Genomic DNA, 23,656 nt, shown 5'->3' on the forward strand with positions numbered 1-23,656 from the left:
AAAACGCTTCTATCTTTAGTACTCCATAAAATTATAAGCTGATCAATCCAGCCATTGGGAACGTCTGTTCAAAGCTCCTTTGGGCACGGCGAACGCCTGGGCCCGTTTGAAATTGACCGGGGCTCCCCGCACGATCGTTAACGCCTTATAATATTCAATGTATGGGAATCCGTAGGTTTCACCCCGTGCAAAAGCGTAGGCATTCATGCCCTTGACCCACGTCTCGAAAGCATCCTCGGGAATATCGACGAAGACCTCCGGCTCGAACCCCTCCATATCCTCCCAATTCTCGGCGAAATACATGCGTCGGGTATAGTGGGCCGGAAGCTCTCTTTCAATCGTTTTTAACGCGGCGTAAAAATGCGCATCCTGTACGATGGAATAAGTGTTGGAATGATCTTTATGTATGCTGTTTTTCCAATGGGTAATAATGATGTCCGGCTTCACCTCCCGTATAACGTCCGCTACCTCGTATTTAATTTTTTCGTCCACCGGCAGCTCGGCATCCTTATAGTCAAAAAAACGCACCTCAGCACCAATAATGTCCGCGAATTGATAAGCCTCTTCGATTTTTTGCTTGCGGTATTCATCGGGGGTAAGCCGGGGATGCCCCTTCTCCCCTGGTGTCAGGTGCAGCATCGTCACTTTATGGCCTTCCTGGGTATATTTGGCCAACACCGCGCCCGCCGTCAGATCCATATCCCCCGCATGTGCGCTAATCGCCAAAATATGGGATTTCTTCTCACCGCTCATCGTTCTCATTCTCCTTTACGATATATTATTTGGATAATGTCCTATAGAGGTTTGGACATGACATGGAAGGTTCGGGTGACCGTAAAGCCCGTTTTTTTATACAAATGGCCTGCGGCGGTTTGTTCTCCCGTCCAGAGAAACCACGCCCCATGCAGTCCCTGAGCCCTCATGGATACCAGACAATCGTACAGCAGAATTTTGCCCAAACCCTTGCCCTGCTGGCCAGGGTCTACCCCGAAAGGACCGAAGCGCTCGGCGACGCCCTCATACCCGCCATGCATGCTGAAACCGACCAGCTTGCCGCGGTCTCGCACAATATGGATATTGGACAACGGAAGGCCGCGAAGCACCCCCTCCCGAATCGCTCTTCCCCAATCCGGATTGAAAACACCCGTGGCGAACTGAATAAGTTCATATAAGTCCCTGTCCTGCGCCTGGCGGAACACATACCCTTCCTCCATCCGCTTCTGCTTCAGAACCGAAACGTCCTCCGGCACGCTCAGCCCGACCAGCGAATAATCCATCGCCACCGGCGAATAGAGCCGGGTAAACCCGTTGTGCAGCAAGAATGCATAGCCTTCCGGATAATGGGCTTCATCCAAGCCCGGAACGATATAATTGGGCGCATACGACGCAAAATAGACCTGCGTCCGCTGCAAAGATTGCAGCCATAGCAAGCCTTCATTCAACAGCCGGGTCCCGACCCCTTGCCGCCTGGCCTCGGGAGCCACGAAGAAGAACGGGATCCATCCGGAGGAAGGCTCCAAATCCGTTCCATGCATTGGGAGAAGACGGCGAACGGCATAGACGCAGCCGAGCAGGCGGTCGCCGGATTGTGCCACTCGCAGGCCTTCGGGGTCAAAATTGGCGTCAAGCAGCACGAGATTGCGAAATCTCTCGTCGGTCACCGGGTCGCAAGTCAAACATCGGTTCCAGAGTTCAACAATGGACGATTCGTCTCCAGGCTTATAGCTTCGGTAAGCGATCATAGGTTATGGCCTCCTATTATTTCCGAACCTCTTCTGAAAGACTGTGGGGTAAGAATGTTCCGCGAATGTTGGGTCAAAAGGATGCTGCAACCGCATTATGAAAGCATGCTCTTAACCGGGCCACCGATTTGTCTCTTCCGTAATGCACCCGGTTGGTCAGCAGAATGGCGCTGATGTCACGCTCCGGGTCTATCGTCAGGCTGACTCCCGTAAATCCGGTATGGCCATAGGCGGAATCCGAGAATAGATCACCGGATACATCCATTTTGTCACCCTTCAACACCCAGCCCAGCCCTCTGCGGCCGGATAATGCACGGGTATGGGTCCCTATAGATACCTGGACGCAAGCCTCGGGAATCACCGCGCGGCCGTCTTCCGTTCGTCCTCCGTTCAGCCACATCATGGCGTACTTTGCCAGATCGCCTGCGGTGGAGAATAAACCGGCGTGACCGCTAATTCCTCCCATCGCATAGGCGTTCTCATCGTGAACCTCGCCTCTTTTGCATCGTTCCAGCAGCTCAGTGTATTCGGTAGCCGCTATCCGCGGCTTCCAATCTTCCGGAGGGCAGTATGCGGTGTCCTTCATGCCCAACGGATTGAAAATCTGCTCGCTGGCCACCCGATCCAGGGAATCTCCAAATACTTGGGCAGCGATATGCCCCAGAAGCATATACCCGAGGTCGCTGTACACGATTTTCGAATCGGACTTGTATTCCAGAGGGAGTCTGCAAATGGCTCCGATGATCTCCTCCGGTGTCCAGCCATGCAGGTAAAATTTCTGATGCGCCGGCAGTCCCGAGGTATGAATCAACAGATGCCTGATCGTAATATGCTCTTTCCCGTTCGTTCCGAATTCGCGCAGGAACCGGGCCACCGGGTCATCCAGCCGAACCAGTCCATAACCTACGCTCTGCAGCACTAAAGGAAGGGTTACCGTAACCTTCGTCAAGGAAGCACAATCGTATATCGTCGTTTCCTCGGCCCTTACCTTCTCCCCGCCATGATCGACGGCATATCCGGCGGCATAGGAGCCGGCTACTTTGCCCTGATGAGTGACCAGAGCGACCCCTCCTGGAATCTCCCCTCTGTCCACTTCATCGTCCAACAGGCGAAAAGCGGCCGTCAACCCATAGATTGTGTTCGGCTGCGCGGAATAACGAAGATGCGAATTCATTTTCTGCCACATCCTTTTCTTACAACTGGTCTTAACCAATGACTTGAAGCAAGAAGCCGTTCTCGTAAGCTTCCGGTACCGTTTTGTCATCGCTTTCAGTTGATACAATTATAACACCGGGAAATAATATTTCAATATAAAATATAAACTAAGAATATTATTTACAATTTTTCTTTTCCCGGTGAATATCGGCCGTAAAACAGGCCTACTCTATAACTAATATTTGGCAGGACGAGATTTTATTCATATCGGAAATGGCAATAGGTTCTATGTTGTCATCGCCAAATAGAATAGCCCCATCCGGATTGGCCGCCTTAGTTCTTCTAATCCTTGCTTTCAAAAAAGACGTGTTCGGCCTTGATTTCTTCTTCGAGCGTCATTAGTCCGAACGAATATAACGGCTGCCTGCGCTTGTCCGTCGGGGAACCGGGATTAAACAGCAATACCCCTTCATGCCTAATATTGAGTGGAACATGCGAATGTCCGAAGATGACCGCATCGACGGCATCTTCCTTAAAAGCTTCAAATGCCCGGATTTCCGTCGTCTTGCCGACGCCGTCCCCGTGAACGAGACCGATCTTGAATCCGCCAAGCTGAATAACCTTCCGGCGGCCAAACCGGTCATAAATATCCCAGCCGTCCGTGTTGCCGGCAACTCCTTCCACAGGCGCGATCAGGCTTAATTCGTCATATACCCACATCGATTGCCAATCCCCCGCATGGAGGATTAAGTCTACTCCTTCGAGTCCTTCTCTTACCGCTTTCGGCAGCTGCTTCGCAAAACGGGGCATATGTGTGTCGGAAATGACTCCTACTTTCATTTCTCTTCTTCCTTTCTTTTTGGCGTCTTTGGATTTTTGTTCAGTGCTATAGGTGCTTCTTCAACTGACGGAATACTGCGGTCATTTCCTCCAGGCTCATTCGTACAAGCCCGCTCGTTGAAGGGGCTACGAAATCAACGACTCCGGGGACAGACGCTTCCGTCTGGACTCCCCAGGAGACGCTCTTTTTCCCGCTGTATTGCTGATAGACCCCTTTGCCGACAAAACAAACGATCTGCGGCCGATATTTTTCAATTTTGACACGCAGCTTAAGACGTCCTTCCTCATACTCCTCCTTCCCGATTTCCGCCGCCGTCCTGGTCGGCCGCTCCACGATATTGGTAAAGCCATACCCGAGCTCGAGCAATTTTCCATCCTCTTCCGGGGAATATAATCTGGAAGTTAACCCGGCGGCAAACAGCACTCTCCAGAAACGGTTATTCGGATTGGCATAATGGTGTCCGGTTTCGCCTGATTTCAGGCTCGGATTATATCCCACGAACAGAATCTTCAAGCCATTCTGCAAATGATCCGGAATGGTATCCACCTTGCGGCCTCCTTCATTAAATAATTTTGGAACGAGTTCCGGAAAACAATCGAATAGAAGAATTTCCCTTTATTTGCTATATTGTGTATGAATATCGATCTCTTGTAAACACGGTTGCAAAAATAGGCTTTGAGCCATAATAGAGGTTGCCGTTATTTCTTATTATAGCTTATCTGTGGTATAGCTCTCACACCAAGCTGAAGAAGCCAACCCTTTTTCTTTCCTTTATTCCTTTTTACATTTTATAGTATAATACTAACCATTCCTTCGTCATCGCCCTGTCTGTTCTTTTTCTGACCCGTCGGACGTATATTTGAATTCTATATCTTGTGCAAAAGGAAGTGATGAACATGCTGGCAGCATCCCTCCTCCGCCTTACGGTTGCCGGAATATGCGGGGCTCTCATTGGATATGAGAGGAAAAACCGGATGAAGGATGCGGGGATACGAACTCATTTTATGGTATCTGTAGGCGCTGCATTGATGATTCTCGTCTCCAAATACGGGTTTCAGGATCAGATCGGCTGGGATAATTTAAGTCTGGATCCTTCCCGTATTGCCGCTCAAGTCGTTAGCGGCGTCAGTTTTTTGGGGGCCGGAATGATCTTCCTTCAGCGCCAAACCGTTAAGAGCTTGACCACCGCGGCCGGCATCTGGGCTACCTCCGGAATTGGCATGGCCATAGGGGCGGGGCTGTATTGGATCGGAATCAGCGTAACCGTGTTGATTCTCATTGCGCAGGTTCTGCTGCACGGCCGCTTTAATTGGCTGGAAGGACCCAAGACTGAGCAATTGGTGGTCCGTATGGAAGACCAACCGGGAGCTGTAGAAGCCCTGCAGAGGATTCTGGCCGACAAGAGCATCGCCATTCTTAACTTCCAGGCCGAGAAATGGTCCAAGAAAGAGGACCCGGTCATCGAGCTGGAAATGGTGGTCCGTCTTCCGAGCCACCTTACTCTGCAGCAATTAATGACCTTGATTCAGGAAGTGAATGAAGTTAGAACCGTTAGCATGCATTGAATGCCTTACTAAGTGTGGCATAGCCTTCGAAATATTCTTCTGCAACCTGACAGTGTGTCGGCTAACCTTTTTCGCGCGGCCTCTCTCACAAGAAGGACCGGGATGTGATGATCCCGGTCCTTCTTCATTAAGGAATAAATCTGTCTTTAAATCGCTTCAGCACTACACTGAAATACGATAAGCGAGTAATAATTACTCCGCCTGTTGTTTTCGTTTAAACACAACGTGCTCCAACACTATGGACAGAGTGACTCCAACAATCAATCCGTTTCCAACAATATAGCCGAACACCGAAGGCAGATTCGCCCAAGCCGAACCCGGCACGAACATAAGGCCTACGCCTGACAGCAGAGAAAATCCAATGATGAACAGGTCCTTCAAGTTCAATTCCATCCGTTTATAATCTCTAAGTCCGAACCCGAGCAACTGCCCGAATACGGTAAACAGAATAGCGTAGCCTACCGGCTGCGGAATGGTGCTCAGCCATTGCCCCACTCTGGGTAGAAGGCCCAGCACGATAAATCCGATGGACGCCAGCAGGAAGGGCAGCCTCGAAGCAATACGGGTAAGAACGACCATACTGGCTGCGGCCGTCAATGGCACCGCCGCAACCGTGCCGAACAGGCCGGCCAGCAGCGTTCCGATTCCTGTCATGAAGGAGCCTCTGTTGATCATGGAATCGGTCACCTTCTCATCAGCGGCCGAGGCGAACACCTGTATACTCGCGATCAGGTTGGACAGCAAGATCGCCGACGTAATGACGCAGGTTATGACAATTCCAGTATTCCATTGCGGGACCCCGAAGGGGAATACCTGCGGCAAAGCTGCCCATGGAGCCTGCTCCTCCGGGAATCGCACCATCCCGAGAAGGGCGTATAGCAGCCAGCCGGTGCCTAAACCGATCAATACCGCCATGCTTTTAAGCATCCCTTTAGCCTTCATCATGATTCCGACCGTGAATGAAATCAGCAGCAGAGAGAGTAGAACGATCTTCGGAATCACCTGGTCGCTCCCCTCGTATCCGATTCCGAGAACTCCCTCCACTAATGATTTCGAAACCTGCATACTCAGCAATACAAGGAAAGTGCCGGTAACGACAAGTGTAAACAACGCCCTTAACCGGTTAAGCAGCCGGAATACAGCCAACAGGATAAACACTAATGAGCTCACGATAAGGCCCATCTCCAGCTCGGCCAGCAAAGTTTGCGTCGTGCCTCCCATCTGCATGTTCATAGTGATTAACACCAGGAAAACTCCCCACCACATTCCGGCAGGCCCCTCTATAATCGGGAGCCGGTGTCCGAACATGACCTGGATTGCCCCGATCAACCCGCACAGAAACAGCGTCCGGCTGGTGTAGAACGATATTTCCTCCCCGCTTAAGCCCAGGGTAAGCCCCAGAACAAGCGGAACGGTAATAAAATTTGCCAGCATGAAAATAAACCATTGAATGGCGGACAACCAAAGCACCGTTCCTTTGGGGCGTTCATTCAATTTGTACAGCAGGGCTTGTTGATCCGCGCCGCCCATCCTTCCACTCCTCTCCAACAATAGAAAACAGCACCTAAAGAGAAGGGCAAACCTCCTTTAAGTGCTGTCCGGTTCATCCGGAAACTTCTATCTTAATCACTGCAGTTAGCAGGCTCCTCCGCTTGCGCCTGCTCCACTTCAATTTTCTGGGATACTGTGTCTCTGACGACCCCCATAACCATTTGAAGCAGGTAGTTGATATCATGCTGAGTTTGTTGAAATTGACTTACGATAGGAATCCCATCAAGCTCATTTTGCAGTGCTTCGATTTCTCCTTCGATTTTCTTGACCATTTCCGGGTTGCGAAATGTCTTTTCGAAGGCTACGGCCTCTTTTTGTTTTTTCTTGATTTGTTTAATCAAGCTCTGCACATGATCGTTATTGCGGATTTGCATCTCTGCTTTTTTGTAATATTGAACCTCTGTTGATGTGGAGATCAGTGCGGCCAGCTCTTTGGCCTTCTCCATAATATCATCCCGTATAATCAAATCTTTAGTATCGTATTGATGCATCCCGTTCTTAAGAACACGAGCCTTTCCGCTCATCGAATTCATCCCCTTGTTCGTAATAATGCAGGCACATTATCTATATGGCGGTGCGGACGGAATCGGGCACCAATTCCCCTTTAACCAGCCATGTCTGTGTTTCGACCACGCGAACGTGAACCCGTTTCCCAATCAGATCCCGGGTTCCGGCAAAATGCACAAGCTTGTTCGTACGTGTCCGGGCGGAGAGCACATCCGGATTCGTCTTGCTTTCTCCTTCGACAAGCACCTCTACGACTTGTCCCAGCAGCTTGTCGTTGCTCTTCTTGCTAAGCTCCGTCATGAGCTCGTTCAAACGGTAAAGCCGCTCTTTCTTCACGGATTCTGGCACGTCATCCTTCATGGCTGCGGCCGGAGTCCCTTCCCTGGGGGAATAGATAAACGTAAATGCGGAATCAAAGCCTACTTCTTTAACCAGAGACATTGTTTCCTCAAATTGCTCATCTGTTTCACCCGGGAATCCGACAATGATATCCGTTGTGAGGACTACGTCCGGAATAGCTTCTCTTATTTTGCGGACCAGCTCAAGATAGCCTTCCCGTGTATACTTGCGGCTCATCTTCTTCAAAATTTGCGAGCTGCCCGACTGAACCGGCAAATGGATATGCTCCATTAGATTTCCCTTCTGGCTCAGCACCTTAATCAGATGATCGTCGAAATCCCGCGGATGGGAAGTGGTGAAACGGACTCTGGGAATATCGATCTTATGGATATCATTCATTAGATCTCCGAATGAATACTCGATATCCTCAAAATCCTTCCCGTAGGCATTCACATTCTGGCCAAGCAGAGTGATCTCCTGAAATCCCTTCCGGGCCAAATCACGAACCTCGGCAAGCACATCCTGCGGGCGGCGGCTCCGTTCCTTACCGCGCGTATATGGAACGATACAGTACGTACAGAACTTGTCACAGCCATACATAATGTTAACCCAAGCCCGGACCCCTTCGCGTCTCTTCGGAAGGTTCTCGATGATATCCCCTTCCTTGGACCATACCTCAACGACCATTTCTTTACTGAAGGTTGCATCCTGCAGCAGGTTTGGCAAACGGTGGATATTGTGGGTCCCGAAAATCATATCGACGAAAGGATGCTTCTGCATGATCCGGTTAACAACCGCTTCTTCCTGAGACATACATCCGCAGACTCCAAGAATAAGCGACGGCTTCTCCGCCTTCAAGGATTTCAGATGCCCCAATTCTCCGAATACTTTATCTTCGGCATTCTCGCGAATGGCACAAGTATTCAGCAGAATAACGTCCGCCTCCAGCTTATCCTCCGTAGACTGAAAGCCCATCAGATCGAGCATTCCCTTCATCGTTTCAGTGTCATGCTCGTTCATCTGACATCCGTAAGTACGGATCATATAAAACTTGCCTTCCCCGAAGCCCTTCAACGATTCCGGAATGGAGAAATCATAATGAACCTTGACTTCTTCCTTCCCGCGTTTCTTGGCTTCCTTCAAAGAGGGGGGCTGAAAGTATATGGAATAATCCTTCTCGGTTGCCTTCGGCTGGTTATTCATTATACAGCTCTTCCTCTCATCAAAATCTTATCCAATCCATTATACCATTGTACCGTATACGAAGACAAAAAAGGAACAAATTTTTTGCCAAAGCCGTGACATCGGAATGCTAAAAAAGGCTCATGATCGGCAAGCCAAATCATGAGCCCGGTAACCTTGTAAATAAATATCCGTAAAATTATTTGAATTCCGCCAGCAGCTTGTCAAAGTCTTCTTCGCTAATTTTGAGGTCCTGATGCGCCAACGGCTCCTCTTTGAATCCGGTGACCATATCGGCATAGCTCTTCTTGTTGGTATCTTGATAGATCAGGCCCGTAAGCATGCCGTTCGTTTCCATCAGCTTCATCATGGCCATCGCCCGGTTGGACGGATCATAATCCGGAATATCATCAATCTCTACAATATTTTGCTTGAACCAATCGTAGGTATTGATTTTGTTGAATGTGACACAAGGGCTAAATACGTTCAGAAATGCGAATCCTTTATGATTGATGGCCTGCTCGATTAATGATGTCAGCTGCTTCAAGTTGCTGGAGAAGGATTGAGCGACGAAGGTTGCACCTGCGGCCAATGCCAACTCCAAGGGAGCCAGCGCGGTTTCGATAGCACCATGAGGGGCACCTTTCGTCTTGAAGCCTTCCGCGCTGCGCGGGGAGGGCTGGCCCTTGGTCAAGCCATAAATTTGGTTGTCCATTACGATATAAGTGATATCGATGTTGCGGCGAATGGCATGAATGGTATGGCCCATGCCAATGGCAAATCCGTCTCCGTCTCCTCCCGCCGCCACAACGGTCAGATCGCGGTTGGCCATCTTCAAGCCTTGCGCGATCGGCAGCGCCCTTCCGTGCGTGCCATGGAATCCGTAAGCGTTAATATATCCGGAGATTCGGCCGGAGCATCCGATCCCGGATACGATAGCCAGCTGCTCCGGCTCCAGCCCCAAATTGGCAGCAGCCCGTTGAATAGAGGCTTGTACGGAGAAATCGCCGCATCCGGGACACCAGTTTGGCTTAACGTTATTTCGAAAATCTTTTAATGTTGCCATGCGATCAGCCCCTTGCATTCTTTATGAATTTCCGACGGAAGGAACGGATTGCCATTATATTTCAACACGTTATGAATTTTGTCGGCGCAGCCAAAATGCAGCTTAATAAGCGACGCAAGCTGCCCCGTAGCGTTATTTTCAACGACGACGATTTTACTTGCCTTCTCAATATGTGGTCTGAGCTCATCAACCGGGAACGGATGCAGCAAGCGGACTGTTAAATGATTGCTCTTGATCCCTTCGGATGCAAGTCTGCCGCGAGCTTCGTCAATCGTTCCTCCGGTGGAGCCCATTCCAATGATCAGCATAACCGCATCTTCATGCGGCGCATCCACATGAATCGGCTGCTCCACCTTGATATGCTTCAGCTTTTCCATCCGTTTCTCCATCATCTTCTCGCGGTTGACGGGGCTCTCCGAAGGACGCCCTACCTCATCATGCTCCACACCGGTAACATGGTGAATTCCATTCTTGATTCCAGGCAGAACCCTTGGAGAAATGCCATCCTCCGTTACAGCGTAACGTTTGAACAGGGTGCCGTCTTCACGTTCCGGCACATCCCGGAGCAGGTTTCCGCGATCAATGACTATCCGGTTATAGTCCAGAGGCTCTGCGGATTGCTTGCCCATGCTTAACTGCAAATCGGTCATGACAATGACCGGACACTGGTACTTCTCGGCCAGGTTGAATGCCTGAATCATGTCGTAGAAGCATTCCTCAACGGTGCTGGGCGCGATGACGATCTTCGGAATTTCCCCATGGGTGCCGTAGATCATCGCATTAACATCGCTTTGCTCCTGCTTCGTCGGCAAGCCCGTGGACGGACCGCCGCGCTGAGTATCCACAATAACAACAGGCGTCTCGGTCATGCCGGCCAGTCCGATCGCCTCCATCATGAGAGACAAGCCGGGACCTGCGGAAGCGGTCATGGAGCGGACTCCGCCGTAATTGGCTCCGATAGCCATCGATACGGCAGCTATCTCATCCTCTGTCTGGATGACCGTGCCGCCGAATTTAGGCAGTGCCTTGATCAAATATTCCATAATCTCGGAAGCGGGGGTGATGGGATAAGCCGGCATAAATCGGCAGCCTGCCGCCAATGCGCCCAAAGCGATGGCATCGTTGCCGATCATGAACAGCTTCTGCTTGCCGTCGGCCGGAGCCAGCTGAAATTCCGGCAGAGGACCTCCGGCTTGATCCAGAATGAAGTCGGCCCCACGCTTGACCGCTTCCAGGTTCTTCTCTACGACCGCGGCTCCCTTGCGGCCGAACTCTTCTTCAACCGCTTTGTTGAATACGTCTAGCGGAAGCCCCAGCAGAGCCCAGGAAGCGCCGGAGGCTACCATGTTCTTCATCAGAGAGGTTCCCAGCTCTTCAGCAATCGCCGTTATCGGAACGGCAAATAAACGCGCAGAAACTCCGTCCGGGATAACCGGGTTGAATTTGGCGTCAGCCACCACAACCCCGTTCGGGCGAAGCTCCGCAGCGTTTAAATCAATACTCTCCTGATCGAAGGCAACCAGAATATCCAGATCATCCGAAATAGCCCGAATCGGCTTCGTGCTGATCCGAATCTTGTTATTGGTATGGCCGCCCTTAATCCGTGAGGAAAAGTGGCGGTATCCGTACAAATAATAACCTAGGCGGTTCAATGCGGTAGAGAAAATCCGGTCCGTGCTCTCCACGCCTTCGCCTTGTTGTCCCCCAATCTTCCAAGACAATTGATCAATCACAAGGTCCACCCCTTTTAGCTCATCACTGTATCATCACAAAATTATGACAAAAAAAGCATCCTAATGATGCTGTTTCTCAAGATGTCCCAACCTTTCCGGATCGGCCGATCTCTGGCCATTAAACAGAGCAAGGTCGCTGTTAATATAATTTTAACTTTACAAGTCGGCAAAAAAGATTATAATGCGCTCACCCAATTTTACGCCTTTAATTGCCAAAAAGCAAGGGGCGACAAACAACGCTTTAAATAGTTATTTTCGATCAAATGCATATCGAAATTAGAACGATATTTCATTCTCTACTCTATTCCGGCAGGTTCTTGAGCAGATAGGTTTTCCAATTTCCGGACAGAAACCGCTCCGCCTGTTCGGTCGTGTACCGCTTATGAAGTTCATCCACCAGCTGACAATAATGCGCGGGATTCTCCAATCCGGGAATTTTAAGATCGGTCCCGTCGAAATCCGAGCCGAAGCCGACGCAATTCTCCCCGCCCAATGAGCAAATATGCTCGATGTGCAGAAGAAGATCCTTGATCTGGGGATGCTCTGCACGAACGAAGGCCGGTACGAAGGTTATGCCTATTCTGCCGTTCTTCTCAATGATTGCCCGAATTTGATCATCCTTCAGGTTACGCACATGGGGACATATACGGTAGGCGTTGGAATGAGAAGCGATAAACGGGCGGGAAGACTGTTCGCAAAGCTCCCAGAAAGCTTTCTCCGACAGATGAGAAACATCCAAAATGATTCCAAGACGGTCACATTCGTTAATGAATTGCTTGCCACGGACAGTGAATCCTCCTTGCCGCGGTTCCCCTACTCCGTCAGCCGCCCAATTGGCATGATTCCATGTAATTCCTATGCTCCGCACTCCCAAATCATAAGCCGTTCGCAAGTTGCCCATGTTGGCGGCGAGTCCTTCGACCCCTTCCAGCGTGAGCATGGCTCCCAGCTTCCGCTTATCTTTCAGCAATTTATCGAAATCTTGGCGGCTCTTGATAAATTCAACCTGGGGGCAGGCGGCAATTCGGGTGCGAAACAAATCAATGCAGGTCAATACATGATCGAACGAATAATACGCAGGGTTGTCCGGCAAATAAATGGCAAACCATTGAAGGACGACGCCCGCTTTAACCAGCCTGGTGTAGGAAACATCGGCGTCTCCATTCCCTTCCGCAAATTGCACCTTTCTATCCAAAAACATTTTGTATAGAAGGTCGCAATGCGTATCGATTATGCTCATCCGCTGACATCCTCCCCTTTTCTTAGAATGAATGTCCAAAATAATAACTACAAAAAACCTGTCTACCGTAAGTAAACAGGCAATAATTTATCGCATGGCCGCTTTCCGTTAGCACAGGTTCACCTTGGTTCGACAATAAGCTTAATGGCCGTCCGGTCCTCGCCGTCAATGACAATATCGGTAAACGCTGGAATACAAATCAAATCCACTCCACTCGGCGCAACAAATCCTCTTGCGATAGCCACGGCTTTGATGGCTTGGTTCAAAGCTCCCGCACCGATGGCTTGAAGCTCGGCAGCCCCGCGTTCGCGAAGCACTCCGGCCAGCGCTCCGGCGACGGAATTTGGATTGGATTTTGCTGAAACTTTTAATACTTCCATGAAAAGTACCTCCTCAGGAATGATGGATTGATTCCAGTACCCATCTTATTCGAGAATGCTGTCAAAAATTCCTGCTATCGGAGGTTTAAATTTTCAAATTATATCGAATCGTTTGACTATTCCATCAAAAGCTGATCTTCATAGTAGCGGATGAGCTCAATACGGTCGGCTAACCCGGTTTGTGAATTTATTTCCAGGTATACGGCGTGGAAATGCCATTTTCCTTCATCCACTTGAAATCGAACCGGAAGCTGTGTTTTGAATTTTTGCAGCACGGCCGTTCGTTCCATGCCGAGAATTCCGTCCCGCGGGCCGACCATGCCGACATCGGTGACATATGCGGTACCTTGGGGCAATATCCGTTCATCATGACTCTGTACATGGGTATGGGTGCCGACAACTGCCGATACCTTGCCGTCCAGATGCCAGCCCATCGCTATCTTCTCAGAGGTCGCTTCAGCGTGAAAATCGACAAGAATATGCTTGGTCTTCTTGGCTACCTGCTTAACCAGCTCATCGGCCTTCTGAAAAGGGCAGTCCAAGGGAGGCAGGAACGTTCTCCCCTGCAGGTTGATAATAGCCAGCTCTTTCCCGTCCGCTTTCAGCACGGCCGTCCCTCTGCCCGGGGTCCCTTCCGGAAAATTTGCCGGTCTGACCAAACGCGGTTCATTATCGATAAAGTCGAAGATGTCCTTGTTATCCCAGGTATGGTTGCCCATCGTAATTCCGTGCACGCCCTGCTCGAACAAATCATGGGCTATCTGTTTAGTAATTCCCCTACCGCCGGCCGCATTCTCCCCATTGGCAATAATGAAGTCAGGACGCCATTTTTTTCTTACATAGGGCATCATTTCTTTCACAGCTTTACGACCTACGGATCCGACAATATCTCCAATAAAGACGACTTTGATAATATTTTCCTCCCTATTCTCCAAAATAATATGCAAAAAGTGGCTTTATATAGCCACTTTTTGCCTTTGCCATTTATTTGGCGTATTCCACGGCCCTCGTTTCACGAATGACCGTAACTTTAATATGCCCCGGGTAATCGAGCTCATTTTCGATTTTCTTCGTAATGTCTCTGGCCAGACGGAACGCTTCCGTATCATCCACGTTCTCCGGCTGAACCATAACCCGGATTTCACGGCCCGCTTGAATGGCGTAGGATTTCTCCACCCCATCGAACGATTCCGATATTTCCTCCAGTTTCTCCAAACGTTTAATATACGTTTCGAGCGTTTCTCTCCTTGCACCCGGTCGGGCCGCGGATAAAGCGTCTGCCGCCCCAACCAGCATCGCGATGACTGATGTCGCTTCGCAGTCCCCATGGTGGGAAGCTATGCTGTTAATCACGACAGGATGCTCTTTGTACTTCTTACCAATTTCCACACCAATCTCTACATGGGAGCCTTCTACCTCATGATCCAGTGCCTTGCCGATATCATGAAGCAATCCGGCCCGCTTCGCCAAAGTTACATCTTCTCCCAATTCTCCTGCCATCAGACCAGCCAGGTAAGCTACTTCCATAGAATGCTTCAGCACATTCTGTCCATAGCTTGTTCTGAATTTTAACCGTCCCAAAATCTTGATCAAATCAGGATGCAGGCCATGTACTCCCGTCTCGAACGTTGCCTGTTCTCCGTACTCGCGGATGCGTTCGTCCACTTCCTTGCGGGACTTCTCGACCATTTCTTCAATCCGTGCCGGATGAATCCGTCCATCTGCAACCAGCTTCTCCAATGCCGTCCGGGCAATCTCCCGGCGAATCGGATCGAATCCGGACAAGATGACCGCCTCCGGAGTATCGTCAATAATCAAGTCGATTCCGGTCAGCGTCTCCAAAGCTCGGATGTTCCTTCCTTCACGCCCGATGATTCTGCCTTTCATCTCTTCGTTCGGAAGAGAGACGACAGATACGGTCGTTTCGGCTACATGGTCAGCCGCACAACGCTGAATCGCAAGCGTAATGATTTCCCTGGCTCTCTTATCTCCTTCTTCTTTGGCCTGAAGCTCAATATCCTTAATCAGTTGAGCAGTTTCATGACGAACCTCCTGCTCTACTCCAGATAGGATGATCGATCTGGCTTCTTCCATCGTCAAGTTGGAAATTCGTTCCAGCTCGGTCACTTGATCTCTATATAATTGATCAATTTGTGCTTGCGTTTCTTCGATCCGCTTTTCTTTGTTGGCAACCTGTTCCTCTTTACGCTCCAGAGATTCCAGTTTTTTATCCAACGATTCTTCTTTTTGCTGTAATCGTCTTTCCTGGCGAGACGTTTCGTTTCTGCGGTCACGAATTTCTTTCTCTGCTTCTGCCCTTAGTTTATGAATTTCATCCTTGGCTTCCAGAATCGATTCTTTCTTCTGGGCTTCCGCATCTTTTCTGGCGTTTTCCATGATCTGTTGGGCAGCGTGTTCAGCACTCGAAATCTTAGCTTCTGCGAGAGATTTGCGGACAAAATAGCCAATCCCAGCTCCCAGAAGAAGTCCAACAACGAGTGAGATCACGGCCCATAGGATCGTTGAAGAGCCCATCTTGTTCACCTCCTCGTTGATTCCTCCAAGGGATTAGCTTGGGGTGAATTCATTCGGTTTTTAACCCAATTGTTTCAATTCGTTAAGCGTGTTCATCCAGCTGTTGGTAGAGAGCATTCCCGAATTAACGGGGCTTTAATAATTGGTACAACATGGATGTTGTGGAATTCAAACGATTTCCTTTGGCAGTGTTCAAGTAAAATTGGCGGGTTTACTTTCCCATTTCCCGATTCGTTCTAGAACCAGGTTGAATAGAAAAATATACATAGTTATTTTATCTTTTGTCAAGAAAGCTTGTCAAGCAAGGAGAGCTCTCTTAGGCGAAGTATATTATGGTACTTTCCAATAAAGACGCCGGTTGCCGGATAAAAAAATATATTTAACTTCATTAATAATCATCATCATTAAATATAGTTTCTGTTGCTTCATCCTCTGAATCCCGATTAATTAATGTATTTACGACCCTCTTAACGATTGCGGAGGAATATCCCCTTCTTAATAAATAAGCCGCAACCTTTCGTTTTTTATCGCGAGGTTCTCCTTTTGTCTGCCGCCATTTCTTGTCTCCCAATTGCACAGCCGCTTCCCATTCAGCATCACGGTCCAAGTCGGCCATTGCTTTCTCCACATTTTCTTGACTGACTCCTTTTTGCCGGAGCTCGTGACGCACCCACCTTGCTCCTTTTTTCTGCATGCGGACTCTATGCTCTACCCATGCTTTGGCAAAGTCCAAATCGTTGACGTACCGCTGATGAATCAGTTTTTCCAAAACAGTGTTTGCCGTAACACCGTCATAACCTTTCGTCTTCAGCTTTTCCTTGATTTCATACGCAGAATGCGGTCGCCGGCCGATGACGCGAATCGCATAAAGATAGGCCTGATGCAGCTCCTCCTCCTGGATGATTTGTCGGATTAGCTCCGCCTCCAGGCTGGCTCCTTTAAGCAATCTATGTTTAATAACCAGATCCTCATGTGCGGCGAACGCATATTCTTCATTTATATATATGTTGTATCGCGGATGTCTCTTTTGCTTCTCGACCCGCGTTATGATCGAATGTTTCTGGTCCATCCCTGCCTCCTTATGAAATAACCCCACAAATAGCCTTCGAAGCTTATACAGAGTCCTTTGCGAAGCTCTCGGAAATTATGTATAAACATTCAGGTATCTTTGGACGCCTAGCCTAACTAATTCTCTCTCAAGCCAAAGTGATCCCCTCTTCGGAAATCAAAATCATGGGGATCCTCCTTATGAAAAACACTAATGGCCAACTAAAGTTTTCTTTGCGGAATACTTTACGGATGGCCAAATTATAAAATGTCAACATTGCAAAGAAAACCGCACCATTAAGGTGCGGTAGATGAATCAGTTTTCAAGTGTTAGTTCAAAGTCTTCATCGTCCTCTTCCTCTGAGGAGGAAATAACCGGACCTAAATTGCTGGAGTCGCGAATTTTACGCTCAATAGCCTCTGCAATCTGAGGATTATCCCGCAAGTACTGCTTTGCATTCTCCCGACCTTGTCCAAGACGTTCATTCTCATAGGAGTACCAGGCACCGCTCTTATCGATAATATCCATTTCCGTTCCGATATCGATAATGCTGCCCTCCCGGGAAATACCTTCTCCATACATAATGTCGATATCGGCTTGTTTGAAGGGGGGAGCAACTTTATTCTTCACGACTTTAATCCGGGTGCGGTTCCCGATCATGTCGTTCCCTTGCTTCAACGTCTCCACCCGGCGAACATCAAGCCGGATCGTGGAGTAGAATTTCAACGCTCTTCCTCCGGGAGTAACCTCCGGATTTCCGAACATAACCCCTACTTTCTCACGAAGCTGGTTGATAAAGATGGCGATAACCTTCGACTTGTTAATCGCACCGGACAGCTTACGCAGCGCCTGAGACATCAGGCGGGCTTGCAGGCCGACATGGGAATCCCCCATCTCTCCTTCAATCTCAGCCTTCGGAACCAATGCGGCTACCGAGTCTACGACGATAATATCGACGGCTCCGCTGCGAACCAGCGCTTCCGCGATCTCCAGTGCCTGCTCACCGGTGTCCGGCTGAGAAAGCAGCAATTCGTCTATATTAATTCCCAGCTTCTTGGCATACTGGGGGTCCAATGCATGCTCCGCGTCGATGAAAGCTGCCTGACCGCCGATCTTCTGTACTTCGGCAATGGCGTGCAGAGCTACGGTCGTCTTACCAGACGATTCCGGTCCGTATACTTCAATAATTCTTCCTCTCGGGAAGCCGCCTATTCCCAACGCCAAATCCAGTGCGAGAGATCCGCTCGGAACCGTCTCAACCTGCATGTGAGTCGATTCTCCCAACTTCATGATGGATCCCTTGCCGAACATCTTCTCTATATTTCTCAATGCCATGTCTAACGCTGCACGCCGATCTGACAAACCAATCACTTCCTTCTGTTAATATAGTTCTATGATACCTCTTTTTGGGCTCCCTGCCAAGTAGTTTTTCGAACATATATTCGTTTTTTTTATTCAAGAAGAGTATCGCACATCTACGAGAGGACATGCCTAACTAAACAGTCAAGGCTTCTCTTTTCCGCATGACACTTGGTGATGTCAGTATGGTTCGAATGAAGTTCGGTACTTAATTGCAGTTATACTAAGCGGCCGTTATTACATGCACCTTGCAGGTAGTAACAATCATCATGCGTAGATGCGCTCAGAATGGAGCCCGATTAATCCTGGCAGGCCTGCCGAGCAGAAACAAAAAAAACCGCAGCAAAGAGTTAGACTCTCCCGCTGCGGTGCTTCCGCTCATAGACTATTACATAGAAGTATACAGGTAAATTGAATTGAAATCAACAGAAATGTTGCAGAAGCCGAGCTTGCACTTTGGAGCCAGTAATGACAGCTCCGGTCAAACGCGGGATAACTGGAACCAAAATGTTACCCTGCCTTGTTTCCAGCACCTAGTTTAACAAACGGACCGCAAGAACGCTATTCTCGAAGAAATCTCGTCTTTTTAAAACTAACGGAAGGCACAGTAACTAAACGCAAATCGAAGAGATTATGCACCCTCTTATCGCTCTTGAAGTCTTTGCCAGAGCAAATATAGAGCGGCTTTGGCAGCTCTTAATTTAATCAGCTCCCGGGTCCCGGAATAGCGGCCTTCCACGACCGTAGTCGGTTTCCCGCGCTCGGCCAAGCCGATATAGACCAGCCCCACCGACTTCCCTTCCGCCGACCCGGGGCCGGCGATGCCGGTAACCGACAGAGCATAATCCGTACCCAACAGCTCCCGCACTTTCCCGGCCATCGCTTCTGCGGTTTCCTTGCTGATCGCACCCGGAGCCTCAGGCCCCTCCAATAAACCGGCGGGCACTTGAAGGATGGTTTCCTTGACAGCATTAGTGTAGCTGACGATACTGCCGCTAAACACCGAGGAGCTATCCGGTACGGAAGTAATCAAATCGCTTATCAAACCGCCGGTGCAGCTTTCCGCTGCAGACAGGGTCATTCCCCTCTCCTTAAGCTGCTCGTAGATGATCTGCTCAATCGGCTTATCTTCAGTTGCATAGAGATGCTTGCCCAATCGGCGGCGAATCTCTTCCTCCACCGGCTTAAGCTTCGAATTCGCTTCTTCCTCCGTAGCAGCACGGGTTGTCAGACGAACGGTGACCTCCCCTTCCTTGGCATACGGGGCAATCGTCGGATCCTGCTGAGCTTCAATCAGATCCAGCAGCTCCTTCTCCAAGGCCGACTCCCCGATTCCCGCAAATTTTAACATACGGGAATATAATGCCCCTCTGCCGTCCGCAAGGCGAGAGAGCCAAGAGGTGCCGTAAGTGTCAAACATAAGCTTCATTTCACGCGGAGGACCAGGCAGCAGCATGTAATGGGTTCCCTCATGGGTCAGTGCGACTCCAACAGCCAGCCCGTTATCGTTGATCAAAGGATCGCTGTCCGTCAGCATCAGCGCCTGTCTCGCATTGCTTTCCGCCATGGCCAGGCCGCGATCGCGAAACATGGACTTGATTTTGTCCAGCGACGGCTCATGCATGATCAATTCTTTCCCGGTAAATGCCGCCAGCACATCCTTGGTCAAATCATCCTTCGTAGGCCCAAGCCCTCCGGTGCAAATGATCAGATCCGCCCTCTGTCTGGCGGTATCCAGCGCCTGCCGCAGCCGGCCCTCGTTGTCCCCTACAACCGTTTGGAAATAAATATCTATTCCCAAAGCTGCACATTGTTGAGATAAATATTGAGCGTTCGTATTTACTATTTGCCCTAATAAAAGCTCGGTTCCAACTGCAATTATCTCCGCTTTCATCCTTACTCCTCCTAACGCTGTATGCGTCCAATGGCAAAAGAAAGGCTCCCCAAGGAGCCTTTGTTATTCTTCCGCAGATAGCTCGAGGACATGTTTATTTCGAATGAAATAATGAATCCCCGAATAGATGGTGAGAATAGCAGCCACCCAACTGGCTATAACATCAAACGGAAAACCGATAAACGCAAACGGGAAGTTGTTAACGAGAAGTGCAATAATCGCCGTAATTTGGACTCCCGTCTTCCACTTTCCCCATTTGTCCGCCGCTACGACCAGTCCCTGAAGCGCAGCAATTTGCCGCAGTCCGGTTATCGCAAACTCTCTGCTGATGATAACGATCGCTATCCAGGCATCGAGCTTCCCCATCTCTACAAGAGAGACGAGCACGGCAGAAACCAACAGCTTATCCGCAAGGGGGTCCAGAAGCTTCCCCAGGTTGGTGACAAGCTTTCTCTTGCGGGCGATATAACCGTCCAAGCTGTCCGTACTGGCCGCTACTATGAAAATCAGGACAGCAATGATTTGGTTATAGGTGATGCTGAAGGATTCGATCTCGATTTGCGGCATTTTGATGTTAACCAACAGAAAAAAAACGATAATCGGGACTAGAAATATCCTAGCCAGCGTTATTCGGTTGGCTAAGTTCATGCAATAGCCTCCCCGGATAGATCATATTCCATCGAATGGGAAATGCGCACTTTAACCAACTCTCCGATATTGACCTGACAATTCGTGACAAAGACCTCTCCGTCGATTTCCGGAGCGTCATATTGGGAACGCCCGATATAGACGTCATTGCGTCCGTCATACCGTTCGATCAGCACGTCCAGTTCCTCGCCGATTCTTCGTCCGTTTCTTCGTTCTGAAATTCGTCTCTGTATCTCCATCAGCGTATTGGCTCTATATTCCTTAACATCCTCCGGCACCTGATCCGGCAGCCTGGAGGCTGGGGTATCCTCTTCCATGGAATAAGTAAACACACCTAACCGGTCAAACTCCACCTCTTCAATAAATTTGACCAAGTTGGCGAAATCCTCTTCCGTTTCCCCCGGGAAGCCGACGATGATTGACGTTCTCAGTGCAACCTCCGGGATGCGGTCGCGGATCTTGCGTATCAGCTCGCGGGAATCCTTCTGTCTTCCCGGCCTTCTCATTCTCTTTAAAATCCTGTCTTCACTGTGCTGCAAAGGCAGATCGATATACTTGCATATTTTCGGATTGGTGGCAATCGTCTCTATTAATTCATCCGTGAAAAATCCAGGGTAGGCATAATGAAGCCGCACCCATTCAATCCCCGGCACTTCGCTCACCTTATTCAAGAGCTCCGGCAGCATGAATTGTTCGTACAAATCTGTGCCGTAATTGGTAGAGTCCTGAGCGATAAGGCTGATTTCTTTAACCCCTTGCTCGGCCAATTGAGTGACTTCCGCAAGAATGGACTCTATGCTGCGGCTGCGGAATTTCCCCCTCATGATCGGGATGCTGCAGAAAGTGCAAGCGTTATCGCATCCTTCGGCAATCTTCACATATGCGGTATAACGTGGAGTGCCGATCCGCCGCGGCAGAATCTTCTCATAATTGAAGACCGGATTGCCGACCATAATCGGCTTCTTGCCGGCCAGAGCTTCATCAATAATATCGTTTATATTGATAAAATCTCCCGTTCCGACAATACCGTCGATCTCCGGCATTTCTTTCATTAATTCTTCCTTGTACCGCTGAGTCAAGCATCCGGATACGACCAACGCTTTCAAATTGGCGGTATGCTTCAAATCCGCCATATCTAAAATCGTGTTGACGGATTCTTCCTTAGCCGCATCGATAAAGCCGCATGTATTGACAATGATTACTGTGGCTTCCTCTTTGTTGTCTACGAGAGAATAACCCCGTTCATGAACCAATCCGGACATAATCTCCGAATCGACCATATTTTTCTCACAGCCAAGTGTAACCACCATTACCTTCTCAGACATTCGTAAGCCTCCAGTACCTTTTCCTAAAAGTTCGGTGAGTTATTTACATTTCGGGCCAAGTTTGGTCATCCAACCTGTCTCTATCGTTAAGGACATGCTGTCGTATCGAAGCGCTTCCCGCCAAGCTGCGGCATCCGCCAAGCCCTGTTCCAAACTTGTTTCTCCGTTCATTGCATCACCGGACTTCCAATCCTTATCCTTTAAGTATAATATAATGTAATTTACGGTGTCAAAACGATACTTAACCGCTCTCCTCGCGGAAAGAGCGGTTTAACGGAAGTTTACAAATTGCAGATCCAGCGGCAGATCGGCTTGCTTCAGCAATTGAATGACCTTCTGCAAGTCATCCTTGTTTTTACCGGATACGCGAATCTGGTCTCCTTGAATCTGACTGCTTACCTTCAGCTTGGAATCCTTGATCATCGTATTAATCTTCTTGGCGCTGGCCTGATCGATCCCTTGCTTTAAGGCAATGGATTGACGTACGGTGCTCTGGGCGGCCGGCTCAATTTTACCGAATTCCAGATTTTTCAGAGAAATGCCTCTCTTCGCCATCTTGGATTGAAGGATATCGATAACCGCCTTAAGCTTAAACTCATCGTCGGAAATAACTACTAATTGATCCTTCTCCAGCGAAAGACTGCTCCTGCTTCCCTTGAAGTCGAACCGGTTGGCCAGCTCTTTCTCCGTTTGGTTAATCGCATTATTTAACTCCTGCATATCCATCTTGGAAGTTACGTCGAAGGAATGCTCTGATGCCATCGAAATGTCCCCCTTATCTTCTAAATCAATGAATTGAATACATTATAGCAACATTTGGTATTGAACAAAAGGGAATGCGACGAGAAAAACTCCTGTCGGAGCATTTTATGGACGAGCGACCGCTTGTTACGCCAACAGCCATCATTTTCACCTTCTGATGGTGCCTTCTTTGACGGTACCGGTGACGCTTTCACGGCTTGGACGATTACCTTGAGAAGAAGTCCATTTTCTGCTGGTGCCGTGCAAGCGGAATTAGAGCGTTTAACTGGATTTCATACACAGTAGTTTGCACCTCTGTAGCGAAATATGGAAACTACCTTGAAAATCTAGATACGCTTAAAGTAACTTTTAGGCAATACGAAACTAGACCCTTGCCAATTCATTTTTTTTAAGGGCCTTGGGTAGAAATATGTATCAACATCGAATTAGGCCGATTGTTCGATGTTAACTTTTATTCCTAGAGACTCTAGACGTTTGATTGCTTGCTTAATTACGATGTCTCTTCGCCGTTGATCATAAAAGTCGGCACCGAGTTCGATATAGTTTTCTTTCCGCGTTAAGAGGTGGTAGGCTATTGTTAAAATCGTGTGTCCTACTGCTACAGCAGCGCGATTTGCTCCTCTACGGGAAGCAATACGTTGGTACTGGGCAGATAAATAAGTGTTCTTTGTTCTTGCAGCGGAGCGAGCAGCTTCTACCAGGGTGGCTCGAAGCTTTTTGTTACCCTTTCGTGTTCGACCGGACTTGCGCTTTCCAGCGCTTTCGTTATTGCCTGGAGCCATCC

General features: G+C 49.1%; 22 protein-coding genes. 1 reads left to right on the plus strand and 21 read right to left on the minus strand.

The features are described from left to right. Positions 1-42: 42 nt before the first annotated feature. The 5 genes from ACTHRH_RS02825 to mug form a co-directional block, all read right to left on the minus strand. Positions 43-753 (minus strand): PIG-L deacetylase family protein, encoded by a 711-nt coding sequence (locus ACTHRH_RS02825; RefSeq protein WP_379287294.1) that lies wholly within the window; start codon positions 751-753, stop codon positions 43-45. A gap of 41 nt (positions 754-794) precedes the next feature. Beyond that, entirely contained in the window at positions 795-1,742 is a 948-nt protein-coding gene (locus ACTHRH_RS02830) for a GNAT family N-acetyltransferase (RefSeq protein WP_144932587.1), read from the minus strand. A gap of 73 nt (positions 1,743-1,815) precedes the next feature. After that, on the minus strand, positions 1,816-2,916 hold the full coding sequence (locus ACTHRH_RS02835) for a serine hydrolase domain-containing protein (protein WP_440414000.1): 1,101 nt from the start codon (positions 2,914-2,916) through the stop codon (positions 1,816-1,818). A 323-nt stretch (positions 2,917-3,239) separates the two neighbouring features. Then, positions 3,240-3,737, minus strand: a complete 498-nt coding sequence (locus tag ACTHRH_RS02840; protein ID WP_440414002.1) for a metallophosphoesterase family protein — start codon at positions 3,735-3,737, stop codon at positions 3,240-3,242. A gap of 46 nt (positions 3,738-3,783) precedes the next feature. Then, positions 3,784-4,284 carry a G/U mismatch-specific DNA glycosylase gene (gene mug / locus ACTHRH_RS02845; protein WP_440414004.1) on the minus strand — a complete coding sequence of 167 codons (501 nt, stop codon included), beginning with the start codon at positions 4,282-4,284 and terminating at the stop codon, positions 3,784-3,786. Positions 4,285-4,634: 350 nt separating this feature from the next. Here mug and ACTHRH_RS02850 point away from each other — a divergent pair, with 350 nt between their 5' ends. Then, positions 4,635-5,303, plus strand: a complete 669-nt coding sequence (locus ACTHRH_RS02850; RefSeq protein WP_440414006.1) for an MgtC/SapB family protein — start codon at positions 4,635-4,637, stop codon at positions 5,301-5,303. 192 nt (positions 5,304-5,495) lie between these two features. Here ACTHRH_RS02850 and ACTHRH_RS02855 read toward each other — a convergent pair whose 3' ends face one another. From ACTHRH_RS02855 to ACTHRH_RS02930, 16 genes are all read right to left on the minus strand, one after another. Continuing rightward, a complete protein-coding gene (locus ACTHRH_RS02855; RefSeq protein ID WP_440414008.1) occupies positions 5,496-6,833 on the minus strand; it encodes a purine/pyrimidine permease in 1,338 nt (445 codons plus the stop codon). Positions 6,834-6,925: 92 nt separating this feature from the next. Continuing rightward, positions 6,926-7,378: a RicAFT regulatory complex protein RicA family protein gene (locus tag ACTHRH_RS02860; protein WP_379287305.1), complete on the minus strand. Its 453-nt coding sequence runs from the start codon at positions 7,376-7,378 to the stop codon at positions 6,926-6,928. Positions 7,379-7,418: 40 nt separating this feature from the next. Then, positions 7,419-8,903, minus strand: coding sequence for a tRNA (N6-isopentenyl adenosine(37)-C2)-methylthiotransferase MiaB (miaB, locus tag ACTHRH_RS02865; protein WP_379287307.1), 1,485 nt, complete (start codon positions 8,901-8,903; stop codon positions 7,419-7,421). A gap of 178 nt (positions 8,904-9,081) precedes the next feature. Then, entirely contained in the window at positions 9,082-9,948 is an 867-nt protein-coding gene (locus tag ACTHRH_RS02870; protein ID WP_379287309.1) for a 2-oxoacid:ferredoxin oxidoreductase subunit beta, read from the minus strand. Continuing rightward, positions 9,936-11,681: a 2-oxoacid:acceptor oxidoreductase subunit alpha gene (locus ACTHRH_RS02875; protein ID WP_379287311.1), complete on the minus strand. Its 1,746-nt coding sequence runs from the start codon at positions 11,679-11,681 to the stop codon at positions 9,936-9,938. The genes ACTHRH_RS02870 and ACTHRH_RS02875 overlap by 13 nt, the downstream gene beginning before the upstream one ends. Positions 11,682-11,982: 301 nt before the next feature. Beyond that, on the minus strand, positions 11,983-12,921 hold the full coding sequence (locus ACTHRH_RS02880) for a dipeptidase (RefSeq protein ID WP_379287313.1): 939 nt from the start codon (positions 12,919-12,921) through the stop codon (positions 11,983-11,985). Positions 12,922-13,040: 119 nt separating this feature from the next. Continuing rightward, positions 13,041-13,301 carry a stage V sporulation protein S gene (locus tag ACTHRH_RS02885; protein ID WP_006286829.1) on the minus strand — a complete coding sequence of 87 codons (261 nt, stop codon included), beginning with the start codon at positions 13,299-13,301 and terminating at the stop codon, positions 13,041-13,043. A 116-nt stretch (positions 13,302-13,417) separates the two neighbouring features. Then, positions 13,418-14,212, minus strand: a complete 795-nt coding sequence (locus ACTHRH_RS02890) for a TIGR00282 family metallophosphoesterase (RefSeq protein ID WP_144932785.1) — start codon at positions 14,210-14,212, stop codon at positions 13,418-13,420. Between the two features lie 73 nt (positions 14,213-14,285). After that, positions 14,286-15,836, minus strand: coding sequence for a ribonuclease Y (gene rny / locus ACTHRH_RS02895; RefSeq protein ID WP_144932566.1), 1,551 nt, complete (start codon positions 15,834-15,836; stop codon positions 14,286-14,288). Positions 15,837-16,224: 388 nt separating this feature from the next. Beyond that, positions 16,225-16,905, minus strand: a complete 681-nt coding sequence (locus ACTHRH_RS02900; RefSeq protein ID WP_144932564.1) for a regulatory protein RecX — start codon at positions 16,903-16,905, stop codon at positions 16,225-16,227. Positions 16,906-17,199: 294 nt separating this feature from the next. After that, entirely contained in the window at positions 17,200-18,246 is a 1,047-nt protein-coding gene (recA, locus tag ACTHRH_RS02905; RefSeq protein ID WP_144932562.1) for a recombinase RecA, read from the minus strand. A gap of 640 nt (positions 18,247-18,886) precedes the next feature. Then, on the minus strand, positions 18,887-20,137 hold the full coding sequence (locus ACTHRH_RS02910; protein WP_440414013.1) for a competence/damage-inducible protein A: 1,251 nt from the start codon (positions 20,135-20,137) through the stop codon (positions 18,887-18,889). Between the two features lie 63 nt (positions 20,138-20,200). Further along, entirely contained in the window at positions 20,201-20,785 is a 585-nt protein-coding gene (gene pgsA / locus ACTHRH_RS02915; RefSeq protein ID WP_144932558.1) for a CDP-diacylglycerol--glycerol-3-phosphate 3-phosphatidyltransferase, read from the minus strand. Further along, positions 20,782-22,110: a 30S ribosomal protein S12 methylthiotransferase RimO gene (gene rimO, locus ACTHRH_RS02920; RefSeq protein ID WP_150959917.1), complete on the minus strand. Its 1,329-nt coding sequence runs from the start codon at positions 22,108-22,110 to the stop codon at positions 20,782-20,784. Before rimO ends, pgsA begins: the two co-directional genes overlap by 4 nt. Positions 22,111-22,380: 270 nt before the next feature. Then, a complete protein-coding gene (locus ACTHRH_RS02925) occupies positions 22,381-22,872 on the minus strand; it encodes a YajQ family cyclic di-GMP-binding protein (protein ID WP_144932554.1) in 492 nt (163 codons plus the stop codon). Between the two features lie 425 nt (positions 22,873-23,297). Further along, positions 23,298-23,656, minus strand: a 359-nt coding sequence (locus tag ACTHRH_RS02930) for a transposase (RefSeq protein ID WP_440414016.1), incomplete at its 5' end; no start/stop codon positions are given.

This window comes from Paenibacillus sp. SAFN-117 (assembly GCF_051966115.1).
GTDB classification, from domain to species: Bacteria; Bacillota; Bacilli; order Paenibacillales; family NBRC-103111; genus Paenibacillus_L; species Paenibacillus_L residui.

Excerpts from the sequence above, each read along its gene's own strand:
- ACTHRH_RS02850 (WP_440414006.1), top strand. The coding sequence starts at position 4,635 with ATGCTGGCAGCATCCCTCCTCCGCCTTACGGTTGCCGGAATATGCGGG.
- ACTHRH_RS02925 (WP_144932554.1), bottom strand. The coding sequence starts at position 22,872 with ATGGCATCAGAGCATTCCTTCGACGTAACTTCCAAGATGGATATGCAG.
- miaB (WP_379287307.1), bottom strand. The coding sequence starts at position 8,903 with ATGAATAACCAGCCGAAGGCAACCGAGAAGGATTATTCCATATACTTT.
- ACTHRH_RS02870 (WP_379287309.1), bottom strand. The coding sequence starts at position 9,948 with ATGGCAACATTAAAAGATTTTCGAAATAACGTTAAGCCAAACTGGTGT.
- rny (WP_144932566.1), bottom strand. The coding sequence starts at position 15,836 with ATGGGCTCTTCAACGATCCTATGGGCCGTGATCTCACTCGTTGTTGGA.
- ACTHRH_RS02885 (WP_006286829.1), bottom strand. The coding sequence starts at position 13,301 with ATGGAAGTATTAAAAGTTTCAGCAAAATCCAATCCAAATTCCGTCGCC.
- pgsA (WP_144932558.1), bottom strand. The coding sequence starts at position 20,785 with ATGAACTTAGCCAACCGAATAACGCTGGCTAGGATATTTCTAGTCCCG.
- ACTHRH_RS02825 (WP_379287294.1), bottom strand. The coding sequence starts at position 753 with ATGAGCGGTGAGAAGAAATCCCATATTTTGGCGATTAGCGCACATGCG.
- ACTHRH_RS02840 (WP_440414002.1), bottom strand. The coding sequence starts at position 3,737 with ATGAAAGTAGGAGTCATTTCCGACACACATATGCCCCGTTTTGCGAAG.
- ACTHRH_RS02835 (WP_440414000.1), bottom strand. The coding sequence starts at position 2,916 with ATGAATTCGCATCTTCGTTATTCCGCGCAGCCGAACACAATCTATGGG.
- ACTHRH_RS02830 (WP_144932587.1), bottom strand. The coding sequence starts at position 1,742 with ATGATCGCTTACCGAAGCTATAAGCCTGGAGACGAATCGTCCATTGTT.
- ACTHRH_RS02910 (WP_440414013.1), bottom strand. The coding sequence starts at position 20,137 with ATGAAAGCGGAGATAATTGCAGTTGGAACCGAGCTTTTATTAGGGCAA.
- rimO (WP_150959917.1), bottom strand. The coding sequence starts at position 22,110 with ATGTCTGAGAAGGTAATGGTGGTTACACTTGGCTGTGAGAAAAATATG.
- ACTHRH_RS02855 (WP_440414008.1), bottom strand. The coding sequence starts at position 6,833 with ATGGGCGGCGCGGATCAACAAGCCCTGCTGTACAAATTGAATGAACGC.
- ACTHRH_RS02860 (WP_379287305.1), bottom strand. The coding sequence starts at position 7,378 with ATGAGCGGAAAGGCTCGTGTTCTTAAGAACGGGATGCATCAATACGAT.
- ACTHRH_RS02880 (WP_379287313.1), bottom strand. The coding sequence starts at position 12,921 with ATGAGCATAATCGATACGCATTGCGACCTTCTATACAAAATGTTTTTG.
- ACTHRH_RS02900 (WP_144932564.1), bottom strand. The coding sequence starts at position 16,905 with ATGGACCAGAAACATTCGATCATAACGCGGGTCGAGAAGCAAAAGAGA.